This is a genomic window from Actinomadura decatromicini (assembly GCF_008121305.1).
Classification (GTDB): Bacteria; Actinomycetota; Actinomycetes; order Streptosporangiales; family Streptosporangiaceae; genus Spirillospora; species Spirillospora syzygii.
Genome location: NZ_VSRQ01000001.1, coordinates 393478 through 409377, shown reverse-complemented (window position 1 = coordinate 409377; position 15900 = coordinate 393478). Strand labels below are relative to the sequence as shown.

Annotated in this window: 12 protein-coding genes and 1 pseudogene; 8 read left to right on the top strand and 5 right to left on the bottom strand. The window is 74.5% G+C overall.

Going from position 1 to position 15900, the window contains the following annotated elements; translation table 11 throughout:
* Nucleotides 1–4: 4 nt before the first annotated feature.
* Entirely contained in the window at nucleotides 5–1507 is a 1503-nt protein-coding gene (locus FXF68_RS01585) for a hypothetical protein (RefSeq protein ID WP_148757021.1), read from the bottom strand.
* The gene (locus tag FXF68_RS01580) at nucleotides 1491–3293 is read right to left on the bottom strand and encodes a hypothetical protein (protein ID WP_148757020.1); all 1803 of its coding nucleotides are present in this window, start codon (nucleotides 3291–3293) and stop codon (nucleotides 1491–1493) included. Before FXF68_RS01580 ends, FXF68_RS01585 begins: the two co-directional genes overlap by 17 nt.
* A 208-nt stretch (nucleotides 3294–3501) precedes the next feature.
* Here FXF68_RS01580 and FXF68_RS01575 point away from each other — a divergent pair, with 208 nt between their 5' ends.
* Complete coding sequence (locus FXF68_RS01575; RefSeq protein ID WP_148757019.1) at nucleotides 3502–4836, top strand: phenylacetate--CoA ligase family protein; 1335 nt, start codon at nucleotides 3502–3504, stop codon at nucleotides 4834–4836.
* On the top strand, nucleotides 4833–6062 hold the full coding sequence (locus tag FXF68_RS01570) for an aminotransferase class V-fold PLP-dependent enzyme (protein ID WP_148757018.1): 1230 nt from the start codon (nucleotides 4833–4835) through the stop codon (nucleotides 6060–6062). Before FXF68_RS01575 ends, FXF68_RS01570 begins: the two co-directional genes overlap by 4 nt.
* A 92-nt stretch (nucleotides 6063–6154) precedes the next feature.
* Here FXF68_RS01570 and FXF68_RS01565 read toward each other — a convergent pair whose 3' ends face one another.
* Nucleotides 6155–6697: a TetR-like C-terminal domain-containing protein gene (locus FXF68_RS01565; RefSeq protein ID WP_246178409.1), complete on the bottom strand. Its 543-nt coding sequence runs from the start codon at nucleotides 6695–6697 to the stop codon at nucleotides 6155–6157.
* 36 nt (nucleotides 6698–6733) lie between these two features.
* Nucleotides 6734–6853: pseudogene (locus FXF68_RS44685) on the bottom strand (TetR family transcriptional regulator); the annotation flags it as partial.
* Between the two features lie 199 nt (nucleotides 6854–7052).
* On the opposite strand from FXF68_RS44685, the gene FXF68_RS01560 reads away from it, so the two are divergent.
* Entirely contained in the window at nucleotides 7053–7904 is an 852-nt protein-coding gene (locus FXF68_RS01560; protein ID WP_148757016.1) for a maleylpyruvate isomerase family mycothiol-dependent enzyme, read from the top strand.
* A 42-nt stretch (nucleotides 7905–7946) separates the two neighbouring features.
* On the top strand, nucleotides 7947–8906 hold the full coding sequence (locus FXF68_RS01555; RefSeq protein ID WP_246178170.1) for a hypothetical protein: 960 nt from the start codon (nucleotides 7947–7949) through the stop codon (nucleotides 8904–8906).
* Nucleotides 8907–9092: 186 nt separating this feature from the next.
* Here the strand turns inward: FXF68_RS01555 and FXF68_RS01550 are convergent, their stop codons facing one another.
* Nucleotides 9093–9539 (bottom strand): DoxX family protein, encoded by a 447-nt coding sequence (locus FXF68_RS01550; RefSeq protein WP_148757015.1) that lies wholly within the window; start codon nucleotides 9537–9539, stop codon nucleotides 9093–9095.
* A 167-nt stretch (nucleotides 9540–9706) separates the two neighbouring features.
* On the opposite strand from FXF68_RS01550, the gene FXF68_RS01545 reads away from it, so the two are divergent.
* The 4 genes from FXF68_RS01545 (at nucleotide 9707) to FXF68_RS42000 (ending at nucleotide 15854) form a co-directional block, all read left to right on the top strand.
* Entirely contained in the window at nucleotides 9707–10279 is a 573-nt protein-coding gene (locus tag FXF68_RS01545) for a TIGR03086 family metal-binding protein (RefSeq protein ID WP_148757014.1), read from the top strand.
* Between the two features lie 572 nt (nucleotides 10280–10851).
* Nucleotides 10852–13797 (top strand): class IV lanthionine synthetase LanL, encoded by a 2946-nt coding sequence (lanL, locus tag FXF68_RS01540; RefSeq protein WP_148757013.1) that lies wholly within the window; start codon nucleotides 10852–10854, stop codon nucleotides 13795–13797.
* Nucleotides 13794–15695 carry an alpha/beta hydrolase family protein gene (locus FXF68_RS01535; RefSeq protein WP_148757012.1) on the top strand — a complete coding sequence of 634 codons (1902 nt, stop codon included), beginning with the start codon at nucleotides 13794–13796 and terminating at the stop codon, nucleotides 15693–15695. Before lanL ends, FXF68_RS01535 begins: the two co-directional genes overlap by 4 nt.
* 6 nt (nucleotides 15696–15701) lie before the next feature.
* Nucleotides 15702–15854, top strand: coding sequence for a VenA family class IV lanthipeptide (locus FXF68_RS42000; RefSeq protein ID WP_169809416.1), 153 nt, complete (start codon nucleotides 15702–15704; stop codon nucleotides 15852–15854).
* Nucleotides 15855–15900 lie beyond the last annotated feature (46 nt).

Below are 15900 nucleotides of genomic sequence, written 5' to 3'. Positions count from 1 at the left end.
CGGTTCAGCGGAGCGGGCCGGTGGCGACGGTGATCGTCCCGCCGGGGAGCCAGCTCGTGCCGGAGTGCGGGTGCCGCGCGAGCACCGCGGGCGGCATCAGGTTGACGAGCGACGCCGAGTACAGCCGGGCCGGGCCGGTGTCGGCGGCGCCCCGCCACGCGCGGAACCCGGCGGCGGACGGCGTCTCGTCCGGGAACCGCGACCGCAGCTCGGCCGCGTACCGCAGCGGCTCGGGATCGCGCGGGGAGAACCGCAGCGGCAGCATCTGCCCGGCCGGGACGGCGAGCAGCGGCGCGGTGAGCAGCCACGGCGCGAGGTAGGCGCCCTGCCCGCGCAGCGCGCCCCGGGCCAGGTCGCGGAGCGTCGCGTCCGCCCCCGACCAGCCCGCCGCGACGACGACCGGACGGTCGGCCGCCGCCTTCGCCGCGACCGTCACCCCGGCCTTCGCGCACGCCTGCCGCACGACCGCCTCCGCCGCCGCCGAGCGCGGCGACCCGTCGCCGACCAGGTGGATGGAGCGGACGTTCCGCCCGGCGATGAACGCGACCGTGGCGCGGAGCGCGTCCGCGTCCGCCGCGTCGAGCCGGTCGGCCGGGCACGGGACGTCCGCGCCGCGCGTTCCCGCGACCAGCGCCCCGAGCGCGGCGCTCGCGCACTCCGGCCCGTCCGTGCGCAGCCGCGGCGACGCGGATCCCCGACGTCCGGTGTCGACCGCGATTGACGCCGTCCGCCCGCCCGCGCCGACGTAGAGGGTGCTGCGGCCGGACGGCAGCCACACCGTCCGCCAGGTGCCGGGCGCGCCCGGCAGCCGCTCCGTGGCGCTCAGCCGGTCGGGTGACGTCCCCACCGAGACCGGGGCGTCGCCCGCGTGGACGAGGTTCCACCCCTGCCGCTGCGGCGTCACGAGGATCGACGGGCGCGCGCCGCCGAGCGCGACGTCGCGCAGCAGCGGGACGCCGGGGACGGCGCGGTCCGGGCCCGGCGCGGCGGCGGTGAGCGAGCCGCTCGCGACGATCGCCGCGAGCGCGCCCGCCAGCACGGTGCCCGCCGCGACCGACCGCCGGGGGTGCGGGAGCAGCCGCGGCGCCGCGAGCGCGACCGCCGCCGGCGCGAGCGCCAGGACGACGCGGTCCACGGCCACGAGGCAGCCGACCGCGCCGACCGCCGCCGCGACCGACACGGCGGCCGTCAGCCGCCGGGACGGCGGACCGGTGCGCGGCCGGAGCAGCGCGGCGACCGCGACGGCGGCGGTGGCGAGCAGCGCGACGACGCGGATCACCGCCGTGAGCCAGCCGCCGCCGGACACCGCGCCGTGCCCGCCGTGGCCGCCGTCCGCCCAGGCCGTGGCCGCGGGGGCGGCGAGGGCAGGGGCGGCGGCGATCAGCAACGCCCCGAGCGCGGCCGCCCGCGCCGCTCCGCGCGCCGCCGCCCGCGCCGCGGCGGACGGCGGGCGGCGGGACGGCCGCGCGCGTTTCGCGCGGCGCCCGACGTCAGCGGACGTCGGCATCGGAGACCGCGAACAGGACGCCGTGCGGGCGGGCGTCGCCGGTCGCGCCGTGCGGCCACTGAGCCCGGTTGAACTCGACGCACGGGTGGCCGGTGCGCTCGTCCTTGAACCGCTGGTCCAGCGACAGCCGCTGCTTCGGCGAGATGTTCACCATGCAGACCCGGTGGTCGCCGTCGAACGGCGTCGCCGCGACGAAGTAGTTCGCCATCGCGAGCCGGTCCGGCCGCCGCGTCTCCCGGTAGAGGCCGTCGCGGCCCGGCCGGAAGTTGTCCAGCGCCGCCCAGTGCGGGCCGCCGGACGTCGGGTCCTCGATCGGCAGGACGCTCACCAGCGACGGGCAGTCGGGCTCGCGGCCGCCGCGGGTCGTCTCGTCCAGAGTGTCGATGCTGCACCGGGTCCTCTCGCCCGACGCGACGAGCTTGCGGATGTCGAGCACGTACACCATGCCGGTGTTCTTGCCGCCGGACGACTCGTCCCCCCGGCGCATGACCGTGTGGTACAGGTACTTGTCGTCGGCGCTGGTCTGGAGCCAGGCGCCGCCGTCCATCCCGACGCGGTTCTCCAGTTGCGGGGCGAGCCTGGTGAACGCGGTGGTGTCGTCGAACACCTCGCGCCACTTCGGCTTCGGGTCGGTGATGTCGGGCGTGTAGAAGATGGACGCGCCGCCCATCGTCGACGCGAACGCGCCCCGGTGCCGCCGCTCGTTGGTGACCGTCGTCTCCATCACGACGCGCGGCTCCTCGTAGGTGCCGAACGGCTCCTTGCGCGGGCCGTCCGGCAGGTGCGAAACCGACAGCAGCCTCGGACGGTCGCGCTTGGCGATGTCGTAGATCCGCACCGTGTCGCGGGTGATGTAGAAGTCGGCGGGCGGCGTCCCGAGCAGGTTGCGGACCTCGGCGAAGTCGCTGGTGATGAGCCGGTTCAGGTCCTCGCGCGCCTGGATGCCGTGCGGGTTGGCGCAGCTCGGCGGGTCGAGCTGCGGGATGCTGTGGCAGGTCTCGGCCTCGGGTCCCTTCGTGGCGGCCGGGTACTCGACCCGCACCTTGCCGCGCTGGTCCAGCCGGAGCACCTCGCCGGGCGTGCCGCCCGCGCCGTTCCCGATCCGCGTCTCGCCGTGCGTGTACGTGCAGGGGCCGGAGACGTTGGGGCCGCCCATGTAGGCGCCGTAGGCGGTGCCGTCCTTGAGCGTCCAGAAGGCGTCCGGGACGGTCCCGCAGGGCGTGTCGGTCGGCGTGACGACGCCGCTGAGCTTGATCTTCGGAAGCTGGCCGACGTCGAACACGTACGTGGTGTCGCTGAGCAGCCCGCCCGCGAACACCTTGTCGCCCTTGTGCCACACGTACTGCATGTGGTGCGGCTCGTTCTGCAGCGTCGGGCCGAGGGTCGCCGTGTTGACGACCTTGCCGTAATCGGGGGAGCCGCGCGTCGCGTCGATCACGGCGAGGAAGTCGGGGTCGGCCGAGCCTTTTGCGCCGGCCTTCCCGTGCGCGGCGTGGCCCTTGCCGCCCCCCTCGGGGCCCGCGTCGCCCGTCCAGACCAGCAGCCACTCCTTGCGGTGGCCGCGCCCGTCCTTCCCGCGGACGACATGGTTCGTGACCGTGTAGGTCGTGCCGTCGCTGCCCTTGAGGCTGGACGTGCTGACGGCCGCGTCGGCGGCGCCGGCGTCCGCGCCGGCGGCGGGCTGGAACCCGACGCCGGCCACCAGCAGGCCGGCGGCCGCCGCCCCGAGCGCGGCGAGCGCGGGCGTTCTTCGGCGCGGGAACGAGCGCGGTTGAATGCTGGCCATGACCTTCTCCTGAGTTTCCGCAGCGGGATCGCCAATTGGCGTCAATTTACTACACGAATAACCGCCTTCCTAGCTTGGGAAATCAATCACTGTGTTTTATAACTCGGTTATTTAATGGGCCGCCGAGTGAGCAATCCAGAAGATGGACAAGGGCTCGCCGGATTACTTTGCTTGGCGCTGTGGGGGTGCCTCGAAGAGGAGGATTTCGGTGGCCGATCACTCCGTTCTGCAACGCCGCCGCCCGGCGTTCGACGCGGACGCCTTCGAGGGCGCGGTCGCGGACTTCGAGTTCGCCCGCGCGCGCGTTCCCTTCTTTCGGCGAGAAGGGCGCGATCAAGGCCCCGCGCGGATCGACGGGCCGGCGGATTGGGCGCGCGTTCCGCTCACCCGCCGCGCCGACTATCGCGCCGATTTCCCGCGCGGGGTGCTCGCGCGGGGCCGGACCCTGGGCGAGCCGGGAACCCTCGTCCGGGGGAGCGGCGGAGTGGGCGACGACCGGGTCACGACCGCCGTGCGGGCCGTCCTCCTGGCCGCGCGGCGGGCCGTGACGCTGGCCGCCCACCCGCCGCTCCGGGACGCGATCCTCGGCGGCGCGTCCGGCAGGTCGGCCCGGTACACCGCCCCCGAGTGCTCGGGCGTCGAGTGCGCCAGCCCGTACACCCCGATGGAGCAGCGGACGCTCGACGACGGGACGCTGGTCCTGCCGTCCACGCCTGACCCGCTCGCCGCCCCCGACGCCCTGCTCGGACGCGCCGCCGACGAGCTGCGCGCGCACGCCCCGGCCTGGCTGGAGGCGGACGCGACGCCCCTCGCCTTCTTGCTCCGCCGGCTCGCCGCCACGGGACGCCGCGAGGCGCCGCCGGTCGGCGCGATCGTCCTGACGTACACGCCCGCCACCCGCGTGGCGCGCCGCCGGATCGCCGAGCACTGCGGCACGGCGGTCGTCGCGGAGGCGGTGACGATGTCGGAGTTCGGCTGGCTCGCCGTCGAATGCCCGCTCGGGCTCACGCACCTGAACAACCGGTCCTACTTCGTGGAGCCGCTCGTCGACGGCGGGCGCCCGGCGGCGCCCGGCGAGCTGGCCGAGCTGGTGGTGACCAGCGTCGGCGACCGCCTGTCCCCGCACATCAGGTACCGGACGGGCGACCTCTGCCGGGTGTGGGACGACCCGTGCGCCTGCGGCTCCGACCTGCCGCTCTGCCGCTTCGAGGGACGCTCGGGCACGCTGCTCACCGTCCCCGGACGTCCCGCGCCGATCGGGGCGTGGGACGTCGACCGCGCCGTCGGCGACTGCCCCGAGCTGGACGCTTACCAGGTCGGCCAGCACCGGGAGGACGAGGTGCGCGTCGAGTACGTCCCGAACGTCAAGGACACGCGGGCGCTGGAGGACGGCCTGGTCGAACGCCTCCGGGCCCTGCTCGGCGGGCGGGTCCGGCTGACGGCGTCCGCCGTCCGCTACCTGCCCGCCGGACCGGACGGCCGCCTCCGCCCCTGCGTCTCCGACCTGCCCGTCCGCCCTCTGGACCAGGAGAGCCCAGCATGATCGACACGGAGTCCGTCACCGACCTGCCGAGGCGCGTCCGCGCCGACTTCCCGATCCTCGGCCGCCGGATGGACGGGCGCGACCTCGTCTACCTGGACAACGCCGCCACCACCCTCAAGCCGCGCCCCGTCGTCGACGAGCTGACCCGCTACTACACCGAGGTCAGCGCGAACATCCACCGGGGCAAGCACCGGCTGTCGGAGACCGCGTCGGCGGACTTCGAGGCGGTGCGCCGCCAGGTCGCGCACTTCGCGGGCGTCCGCGGCGACGAGGTCGTGTTCACGCTGAACACCACGGAGGCGCTGAACCTCGTCGCGTCCGGGCTGGGGCTCGAGGCGGGCGACGTGGTGCTCGTCCCGTTCGACGGGCACCACTCGAACGCGCTGCCGTGGCGGCGGCACGCCCGCGCCCGGCACATCCCCGTCGACGGGTCGGGGCGCGTCGACCTCGACGCCTACGAGAAGCTGCTGCGCGGCCGTCCCCGGGTCGTGGCGCTCAGCCATTGCTCGAACGTGACCGGGGTGTACGCGCCCGTCCAGAAGATGGCGACGATGGCGAAGGAGGCGGGCGCGGTCACGGTCGTGGACGCCGCCCAGTCCGCCCCGCACGGGCGGCTGCACTTCGACGACGTCGACTTCGTCGCCTTCTCCGCCCACAAGATGCTCGGCCCGACCGGCGTGGGCGTCCTGTGCGGGGCGGACGGCGCGCTCTCCCTGCTCGACCCGCCGAACCTCGGCGGCGGGACGGTCGACTGGGTCGACACCGAGCGGTACCAGCTGCGCCGCCCGCCGCACTGCCTGGAGGCGGGCACGCCCAACATCGGCGGCGTCTACGGGCTCGGCGCCGCGATCGCCTACCTGGACCGGATCGGCGCCGCCGCCCTCGCCGCGCACGACCGGGCGCTCGCCCGGCGGCAGGCCGCGGAGGCGCTCGCCCGGCCCTACCTGCGGGTCCTCGGGCCCGCGTCGCCGTCCGCCGACCGGTCCGCGACGATCAGCCTCGCGATCCGCGGCGTGCGGAACCTGCGGGAGGTCGCCCGGATCCTCAGCGACTCCTACGGGATCATGTGCCGGTCCGGGCACATGTGCGCGCAGCCGCTGGTCGACCGCTTCACCGACAGCGAGGTGCTGCGGATCTCCGCCTACCTCTACAACGACGAGGCCCAGGTCGCGCGGGTGTTCGCCGCGCTGGACGAGATCGTCGAGACCGTCGCCGCCCCCGCCTGACCCGGCTGGAGCCCGGCTCGGATCCCCGAGCCGGGTGGTCAGGCGGGGTGGTCAGGGTGTGCGGTCACGCCGGGCGGTCATGCCGGACGGGGTCAGGCGGAGCGGGCGGCGAGGCCGTCCTGCTTGAGCGTCCACGGGCGGATCAGCTCGTCCTCCAGCCGCCGTCCGGACGCCTCGACCGACCGCGCCGCGGCCTCCGGGTCGTCGCCGGCGCCGACCATCAGCGACACGAGCTGCGCCTCGAAGCACACCTCCGCGTCGTAGGGCGGGATGAGGTACCCGCCCAGCTCAAGGATGACGAGGCCGTGTGTCGCGCTCCACATCTGGTGCGCGACGAGGCCGGCGTCGTCCGCGCGGAAGCGCCCGGCGGCGATGCAGCGCCCGGCGCAGGTGGCGACCCGGGTCAGCGTGTACCGCCCGTGCTGCCGGTCCTCCTCGGACAGGCTGAACCCGGCGAGGGACGCCGCGCCGAACATCACCACGTACAGGTGCGGGTTCTGCATGGCGTTGTGCCGGTAGGCGCGGCCGAGGAGGGCCATGTCCGCCACCGGGTCGTCCGAGGCGCGGATCAGGCTGAAATGGTTCTCCAGCCGGGCGAAACCCTCGTAGACGATCTCTCTCGCCAATCCGGCCATGCCCCCGAAATTGGTGTAGACCGGCATTGTGGAACTGCCCGCCTCGGCCGCTATCCGGCGCGCGGACAATGCCTGCGGCCCTTCTTCGGAAAGCAGTCTCGCGGCGACGTCCAAGAGCAGGGAACGCGCCTCTGGATCGACCTTTCTGGGGCTCATCCGGCAGGCATTCCCTTCCGCGCGCAAGCGCTCCCCGCTGCCTTTGCACGGCTCAGCCTAGCGACGCCCGTGTCGATCATCTTCTCCGAGCTTGCGCAGTGCCCCCGGCCGTCTTGACCGCCGCCTCCGCTTCGGGTTCCGTCGCAGTCGACAAGCATTCCCGGCGGACCGCCGCTCGGCGGAGAGGAGCGTGCCGCCCATGGCCGCACCGGTGACATCCGACCACCTGCGGTCCGCGCGACGGGCCGTCGACACGGCCACCCGCCGGTTCGGCGACCTGCTCTCGGACGTCTCCGACCCGGCCGCGATGGCGACCAAGGACTGGACGGTCGCCGACACCGCCGCGCACGTCGCGACCATCGCGCGGCTCTACACCGCGCTCGTCCGCGGCCCCGGCGAGAAGCTCCCCTTCGACGGCCTGGACGGGCTGCGGACGGCCACCGTCGACACCGTCGCCGACCTCAACGAGGTGATGCTCGGCCAGTTCCGCGAACGCGACCCGGCCGCCATCGCCGCCGCGCTGCGCGCCGACGTCGCGGACGTCCTGGAGGTCAGCGCGGGCGCCGAGCCGGGCGAGCAGGTCCACTGGCTGGGCGGGGCGCGCGTCCCGATGGCGGGCCTGCTCGCCCACCTGCTGAACGAGATCCAGCTCCACGGCCGCGACATCGCCCGCGCGAGCGGCGCGGACTGGGCCATACCGCCGGGCGACATCGGCATGTTCTTCGAGCTGTTCGTCGCGGGGATGACCCGCAACGGCCTCGGCCACCTGCTGGACTCGACCGCGCCGCCGCCGCGGCGGCGCGTCGCCGTCGAGTTCCGGTCCAGGTACATGACGCCGGTGACGATCGTCCTCCAGGACCGCCGGGTCTTCGTCGAGGAGCCGGGCGGCGACGTCGACGTCCGGCTGACGTTCGACCCGCCCGCGCTCAGCCTGATGCTCTTCGGGCGCATCAGCAAGGCACGCGCCCTCCTCAGCGGACGGGTGGTGGTCCGGGGACGACGCCCGTGGCTGCTGCCCGTCTTCATGCGCACGGTCCGCTTCCCCGGCTGAGCCGTGCGCCCACCCCCGTTTCCCGATGCGGAGGCAGCCACCGTGACCCGAGCAGCCGAACCCTCGCCGATCACCGTCCCGAAGCCCGCGCCGACGTTCGTCGTCGGCGCCTTCCCCCGCAGGCGCCTGCTGGTCCTCGCGGCCAGCGTCCTCGCGGGATTCCTCCTCACCGTCGTCTGGTCGGCGGAGTTCGTCGACCAGACCATCGGTGACAACGTGGCCGACGCCCTCCTCGGCCACCACGCCAAGGGCACGCCCATCGCCGGGACGACGGCGGGCATCGCGTTCGCGCTCGCGTCCGGCGTCGCGGGCACCTTCACCGCCTGCAACATCGCCGTGTTCGGCGCGCTCGCCCCCATGGTCGGACGCCGGTCCAAGCGCGACCGCGTCGTCCAGGCGCTCAAGCCGCTGGGCTGGCTGTCGGTGGGCATGGTCTCCGTGTCGGCCACCTACGGCGCGGTCGTCGGGCTCGTCGGCACCCACATGCCGCAGTTCCAGACGACGAAGACCATGGACGGGTGGACCCCGCGCCTGACCCAGGCGATGATCGTGTTCGGGATCATCGGGGTCACGCTGATCTGCCTCGGGCTGTCCGCGCTCGGCATCGTCCCCGACCCGCTGGCCCGGCTCTCGGCGAAGCACCCGAACGCCCCGATGGTCGTCATGGGCGCGCTCATCGGCGGCTTCCTGATCGGACGCCCCTTCGCCCTGTTCCGGCAGATGTTCCGGGACGCGGCCGAGAGCCACAACCCGCTCTACGGCGCGGCGGCGTTCAGCCTCCAGTCGCTCGGCAACATCGTGATCCTGTCTGTGCTGTTCCTCGCCGTCGTCCTGCTAGCCGGGAACCGGCTCCAGGGCTGGCTGGCCGCGAAGCCCGGCCGCGCGTCCGGCATGGTGGCGGCCGCGCTGCTCACCGCGGGCGTCTTCACCGTCCTGTACTGGAACGTGCGGATCCTCGGCTCCCGCGACCTCATCTGGTACCCGCGGGCGCCCTGGACGTAGAGCCTTTCGTTAGCGGACGCCGAAAGCCGACCAGGGGGACCTGGTCGGCTCTCGTGCCGATCCGAGCGTGGCCGGGCCGGGCCGTGCTGGGATCGGGGTCGGGCTGGGCTGAGGTCGGGCTCGGGCCGGGCTGGGGTCAGGCCGGAGCCGGGACCGGGCCGGGGTCGGGCCGGAGTGGGCCTTGGCTCAACGGCGGAGCAGGTCGAGGAGGCCGCGGGCCTTCTCGCGGCGGTTCCAGGCGATCACCGCGAAGACGACGCCGAGCAGGGCCGGGAACGGCGCGACCTCGGGGCTGCCGAGCCCGATGTTGGTGATCACGGCGCCGATCATGACGCCGACCAGCCCGGTCGCGGCGGCGGCGGACAGCCGGGGGATCAGCAGCCCGAGGCCGCCCGCGATCTCGACCGCGCCGGTGAAGTAGCGGAACCACTGGCCCCAGCCGATGTCCTCGAAGACCTGCACGGCGGTGTGCTCGCCGAACAGCTTCGGCAGGCCGGACGCGACGACCATGAACACGGCCAGCAAGATCTGCACGGCCCACAGGGCCCGGCTCCGCCAGCGGACGCCGGAGCCGGCGGGGGTCTGGGCGGTGGCAGGGGTTTGGGCGGTGGCGGGGGTCCGGGTGGCGGCCATCGTTCTCTCCTTCGGTGGGGGTTCTCGCCAAGGCAGACCAGGGGCGTCCGCGAAACTCATCGGTCCTCCGGAACGAACTTTTGTTCGAATGCGGGGCGCGACCGGAGCGGGCGAGGCTAAGATCCGCCGGGTATTCAGTCGACCCCATAGAGCAGGGGATGTTCGCCATGGCGCTGCCCGACCGTCCGGCAGAGAGGCACCGGCACATCGCCGGGCTGTTCACCGACAGGGTCCGCGGTGTGCGGGCGTGGGACGTCCCGTCCCCGGTCCCCGACTGGACCGCGCGCGACGTCGTCCGGCACCTGACCGGATGGTTCCCGGGGTTCCTGGCGTCCGGCACGGGCATCGAGCTGCCGCACGGCCCCTCGGTGGACGACGACCCCGTCGCCGCCTGGCAGGTCCATTGCGACGGCGTGCAGGCCGTCCTGGACGATCCCGCCACGGCCGGCCGGGAATTCAGCAATCCGCACACCGGAAATCTGCCGCTCGATGCCGCGATCGACCAGTTCTACACCGCTGACGTGTTCATGCACACCTGGGATCTTTCGCGGGCCACCGGCCAGGACGACCGGCTCGACCCCGACTTCTGCGCGCGGCTCCTCGGCGGTATGGAGGGAATGGAGGACGTCCTCCGCTCCTCGGGGCAGTACGGCGCCCGGGTCGACGTCCCCGCCGACGCCGATATCCAGACCAAACTGATAGGTTTTATAGGTCGCGATCCATTCTGGTCGGCCGCCTGAAACGACCTTGGTGCCGCCTCCCGCCCTTTGCGAATGGAGGCGGCCGCCGTGACCTTCGCCGAACCTCGGAAAGGCTTACGGGGTAGGGGATGTGGGCATGTCGGACGGCTGCCCGGGTGCTCCGTCACGACCCTTTTGACCAGTGTGTCGATCACTTCGCGCACGGTTCCTAGCACATCTTCAGGGCGCCGTGCCAGCGGCGTGCGTGGCGGTCTCCGGCCATGACTCGAACCAAAACCGATTCGGAGTCAAATTGGCGGAAGCCCCGCCGATCTGCCAGCTGGCAAAGCTGGACATTGCTCACATTCTAGGCTTCTCTCCGGCTTCGCCCGGCTCTGTCGTCACACTCGTCACTCCGCAACTTTCTGCTGAGTAAGATTTTTATTCCGCCGCAGTAAAGATCCTTTGTTAGTCCCCTCTGGCGCTTTTCGGGGATTCGTGGCTACCGTGTCCTCGTTCGCCCTGAGACGCACATTGATCGGTGGAAATGATCGATCGAGAAAAGGGCGGACCGGCCACATCACGAGGCCCACCCGGGGCCGGCGGAACGGGAAAGAGGCGGCGAACCCAGCATGGCGGAATTCAATTTCAGCGTCTTCTCCGGGGCGGCGGCTCCGGAGTCCGGCGACGCCCGCCTGACCGAGGTGCTCGACCGGGCGCTCGCCGCGCTGCCCGCCCCGTCCGGCTGGACGGTCCGCCGCAGCCCGATGTGGCGGCACCTCACCCGCGACGGCGGGGGCTGTCCCGCGCAAGGGTGGAAGCTGCACGTCTCGGCGACGCCCGCGTCGGCCGAAGAGGTGCTCGGCCGGGCGCTCGGGGTGCTCCTCGCCGGAGACTCCTCGTTCAAGTTCGCGGCGAGCCACGACCAGGTCGCGGTGCTCAACGCGCGGAACACCTCGCGCGGCCACTCGGGCAAGTTCCTCACCGTCTACCCCAGGAGCGACGACGAGGCCGTCCGCCTGGCGGCGGAGCTGCACGAGGCGACGGCGGGGCTCGCCGGGCCGCGCATCCTGTCCGACCGCCAGTACGCGCCGGGCAGCCTCGTCCACTACCGGTACGGGGCCTTCGTCGAGGACCGCCGGATCACCAACGACGGGTTCTACGCCTGGGTGATCCTCGACCCCGACGGCAACCCGGTGGAGGACCGGCGCGCCGGCACGTACCAGCCGCCCTCCTGGGTGACCTCTCCCTTCCCCGACCGCCCCGCGAACGGCGGCGACGGGCACGGCGGCGACGGGCAGGGCGGCGACGGGCAGGGCGGCGAGATCCTCATCGGGACGCGCTTCGCGGTCCGCGAGGCGATCCGCCACACCAACAAGGGCGGCGTCTACCGCGCGCTCGACACCCGGACGGGCGAGCCGGTCGTCCTCAAGGAGGCGCGCCCGCACGTCGCCGCCGACGAGACCGGGCGGGACATCCGCGACAGCCTCCGCGCGGAGCACCGGGCCCTCGCCGCCATCGCGCACCTCGGGGTGGCGCCGCGCCCGGTCGAGCTGTTCACGCAGGGCGGCCACCTGTTCCTCGCGGAGGAGATGATCCCGGGGACCGCGCTGCGGCAGTGGAGCTCGGACCTGATCGTCGTCCGCGGCTGGGGGCCGCACCTGCCCGCCGCGCTGGAGATGGCGGAGCGGCTGACCGGGCTGATGATCGCGGCGCACGGCGCCGGGCTGATCGTGCGCGACTTCAACCCGAACAACATCATGGTCCGCCCGGACGGGACGCCCGTCCTCATCGACCTGGAACTGGCGGTGCCCGCCGACGACGTCGCGGGCGCGCCGCTGCGCTCGGGCACCCCCGGCTACTCGGCGCCCGAGCAGATGGACGGGGCGTCCCCGCACCGCACGGCGGACTACTTCAGCCTCGGCGCCACCCTCTGCCACGTGATCACCGCCGGGCCGCCGTACCTGCTGGGCGAGCGCCCGGCGGCGCGTCCGCTGGCCGAGCGGCTCGCGGAGCTGCTGCGCGCCCGCACCCGCGGCCTGAACCTGCCCGAGCCGGTCATCCCGATGCTGCTCGGGCTGACGGCCGACGACCCCGACCGGCGCTGGAACCCGGCCCAGGCGCGCGAAGCGCTGGCCGCCCTCCAGCCCGCCACCCCCCAGACCTCCACCCCACGAACCACCACTGAGGCCGCGTCCGCCCCGGCCGCGAGCGCACCGGCCGTCAGCGCCCAGGATGCGGGCGCGCCGGCGGCGGACGCGGCGGTCCCGAGCGCGGCGGGCACCGGCGCGGAGCGGCGGGGCGCCGGGCGCTCGGACGACCGCCGGGAGTGGCTGCGGGAGCAGGCCCGGCAGGCCGTCGCCGGGATCGGCGGACACCTCCTCGCCACCATGGCCCCCGGGAACGGCGGCGCGCTGTGGCCCGCGTCGTGCGTCCACGGCGCACCCGATCCGTGCAGCGTCCAGCACGGTGCGGCGGGCGTCCTCGGCGCGCTGGTCCGGTGCCATGAACTCGCCGCCGTTCCCGGCCTCCCCCCGGCCCTGGGCGAGGCGGCCCGCTGGATCCTCGCGCGGCTGGACGACGGCGCCGCCCGTCCCGCCGGGCTGTACTTCGGCGCCGCGGGCGCCGCGTGGGCCGTGCTGGACGCCGGCCTGGCGCTGGACGCCCCCGACCTCGTGCAAGGCGCCCTCGCCACCGCCGACCGGCTGCCGTTCGCCGTCCCCGGCCCCGACGTCACCCACGGGACGGCGGGCCTCGGCATGACCGCGCTCCACCTCTGGGCCCGCACCGGACGGGAGCGGTACGCCGACCGGGCCGTCGCCGCCGCCGACGCGCTGGTCAACGGGGTCGAGGCGGCCCCCGGCGGCCCGTCCTGGAGCACTCCGGCGCAGCACGAGTCCAAGCTCGCCGGGAAGCGGTTCCACGGGTTCGCGCACGGCGTCGCCGGGGTCGGCTGCTTCCTCATCGCCTGCGCCGAGGCGACCGGGCGCGACGACTACCGGGGCCTCGCCGTCGAGGTGGGGGAGAGCCTGCTCGACGCGGCGACGATCACCGACCGGGCCGCGATGTGGGGCGCCGGGCACGGCGACGCGCCGACCGCGCCGTTCTGGTGCCACGGCGCGGCCGGGATCGGCGCGTTCCTCGCGCGGCTCGGCGCGGCGACCGGGGACGAGCGGTTCAACCGGTACGCCGAGCGCGCGGCGCGGGCCGTCCTGGACAACCGCTGGCGCGCCGCGCTCGGGCAGTGCCACGGGCTGTCCGGCAACGGCGACTTCCTGCTCGACATGGCGGCCCTCACCGGCGACGACCGGTACCGCGACGGCGCGTGGCGGCTCGCCGAGCTCGTCCTCGCGAACCGGGCGCGCCGCGACGGGCACCTCGTGTTCCCCGACGAGTTCGGCCAGGTGTCGGTGACGTGGGGCGACGGCATGAGCGGCATCCTCGGCTTCCTGCTCCGACTACGGCACGGCGGCGCCCGGATGTGGACGGCGGACGGCGCCGCCGGCCTCGCGACCGACCCCGCCGCCGGCGACGCGGGCGTCCCCGCGGCGGCGCTCGGCTCCGGGCGGCTCTCGTGACCGCCGCCGCGCCGGACCTCGCCGTCCCGGACCTGCCGCCGGTCCCGACCCGGTTCGGGTTCGCGTTCTCCGCGGGCGGACGGTGGGCGGCGTGCCTGAGCGCCGTGCACGACGACGTCACGCTCGAACGCTGGGACCTCGCGGGTCCGGCGCCGGCCCGCCGCGCGCTCGCCTCCACCGACGGCGGTGCCGCTTCCGACCACACCGGCGACGGGCCGCTCGTCGGCCGCGCCTGCGCCGTCCTCCCGCTGGACGACGGCCGCGTCCTGGTCGTCCGGCCCGCGACCGGCGACCACGGGGAGCCCGCCGGGCACGGGACCGTCCTCGCGGCGGGACCGGCCGGCGCGGGCCTGCGGATCACGCGGTCCTGGCAGGTCCCGTCCATGCTCGCCGGGTTCCTCCTCGCCGGTCCCGACCGGACGGCGCTGCTCGTCACCGTCGAGAACGAGCGGAACTCGCGGATCTCGCGGCTCACCGCCGCCGGGCTCGAACCCGTCCTGCGCATCCCCGGCGTCCTGTCGGGCGGCGTGTGGGTCGACCGGGGGCGCACCCTCGCGCTCGACCACTCCGAGCCGGGACGCCGCGCCGACGGCATCCTCGTCGACCTGCGCGAACGCTCCTGGCGCCGGGTCTGGTCGGTGGCCGACACCACGTCCGACCGGATCGCCGCGTACAGCCCGCGTTCGGGCGCGCTGGCCGTCACCACCACGTCGCCGGGCGTCCAGCAGGCGGGGGCGCAGCAGACCGGGCTGCGGTTCCCGGACGGCGGGCCCGTCCGGTTCCCGGAGACGCTGAACCGGTCGTCCCGGCTCCGGACGCCGCTGACCTTCGACCCGAGCGGGGAGCACCTCCTTCTCCGGGAGATCCACGGCGCCTCGGCGCGGCTCGCCGTCTACACGCCGGACGCGGACCGCGTCACCCCGGTGCCCGGCCCGCGCGGCATGCTGTGGGGCCCCGCCCGCTGGGCGGACGACGGCCGGATCCACGTGCGCTTCGCCGCGCCGCACCGTCCGCCGACCCTCGCGACCGCGCCCGGCCCGGTGCCGGGACCGGCGGGACCGGCCTGGACGTTCGCCCCGGAGGCCCCCGGCGCGGGCCGCGGCTGGCGGCGCGCCGAGCTGGTCGAGCTGCCCGGACCGGCGGGCCCGATCGAGGCGATCGTCTACGGCGACCTCGGCTCCCGCCGCCTGGTGCTGGCGCTGCACGGCGGGCCGCTCGCGGCCTGGCGGTTCGAGTTCGAGCCGCTGTTCCAGCACCTCGCGGCGGCGGGCGCGGCCGTGGTCGCGCCGAACTACCGGGGCAGCACCGGCTACGGCGAGCGGCACCTGCGGCCCGTCCTCGGCGACTGGGGCGGCCCCGACCTGGACGACGTCGTCCACCTCGGCAGGACGATCGCCCGCGACCGCGACGACGTGGGGCTGCCGCGCCCGGTCGTGCTCGGCGGGAGCTACGGCGCGTTCCTCGCGCTGCTCGCCGCGTGCCGGTTCCCGGAGCTGTGGTCGGGCTGCGCGGCCCTCGCGCCGTTCACCTCGGCGGACGGCCTGCGGGCCGCCGCGCCCGGCGCGGTCGGCGACCGCGTCGCCCGGCTCAGCCGGATCGCCGCCCGCGGCGAACCCGGCCCGGGACGCGACGTGCTGGCCGAATGCGCGTCGCTCACGGCGCCGCTGCTGCTCGTCCACGGCGCGCGGGACGAGATCGTCCCCGTCGCGCAGTCCCGGGCGCTGCGGCGGCGCCTCCTCGAACTCGGCAGGACCGAAGGAGTCGACTTCGACTACCTGGAGGCCGACGGCGACCACCACGGCGTCGTCCAGGCATGGCCCCCGGTCCTGCGCGAAACGGTGGTCCGGTTCTGCCTCGCGGCGGAGCGGACCTACGCCATCGACCAGGAAAGGAGGTGAATCACCATGGACACGTTCGACGGCGACCTCGTGGCCGCTCTGCAGGAGCTGCCGGAGACCGACCCGATCGAGATCGACGGCGTCCAGCTCGGCGGCACGTGCGCGTGCACCGGTCTGCTGACCCTGCTGAACACGATCTGCATCGGCGTCACCTGCTAGTACGACGCATCCCATGCGGAATCCGGGACCCCTGAGAAGACCCCGG